A 571-nucleotide genomic window follows, 5' to 3' on the forward strand; every position below is an offset into this window, starting at 1 on the left:
TGAAGTGGTTAGTATGCGGGTAGAAGATATGGACCTTCAGGCGGGATGTGGGAAAGTATTAGGAAAGGGAAAGAAGGAGCGCATGGTATTCTTTAATGACCGTGCGATGGAATATTTGGAACGATATTTGGGGGACCGCAGGAGCGGGGCTGTGATACTATCAAAAAGGGCACCTTATCAAGGATTAAAGAAGAACGCCCTGGAGAACATTATCCGGAAGATTGCTAAAAAGGCAGGGCTGGGTAAGCGGGTATTTCCACATTTGCTGAGGCACACATTTGCCACGCGTGCATTGAACAAAGGTATGCCGCTTCCAACATTATGTGATTTGATGGGGCATTCGAGTGTAGAAACCACCAGGATATATGCAAAAAATGGTGCCGGAAAGATTAGATATGAGTACGACATGTATGCTGCATCCTAACTCTTAAAATCTGACAGGATTTTTTTGGCCTGCCAGATGGGAGGCTTACTTAAAGTACGCTTATGGGGGATGTTGAGCACAGTTATAATTATATAGAATTGTTATGCGTGTCTTGTTTTTTTTGCTACTTCCGGGCATAATACGGAT

At 44.0% G+C, this 571-nt stretch carries 1 protein-coding gene; it reads left to right on the forward strand.

Annotated elements, in window-relative coordinates; translation table 11 throughout:
* Positions 1 to 424 (forward strand): tyrosine-type recombinase/integrase (locus HMPREF9469_RS30425; RefSeq protein WP_007871853.1); only part of this gene is annotated, 424 nt, incomplete at its 5' end.
* Positions 425 to 571: the final 147 nt, after the last annotated feature.

The sequence above is a fragment of the [Clostridium] citroniae WAL-17108 genome (assembly GCF_000233455.1).
GTDB classification, from domain to species: Bacteria; Bacillota; Clostridia; order Lachnospirales; family Lachnospiraceae; genus Enterocloster; species Enterocloster citroniae.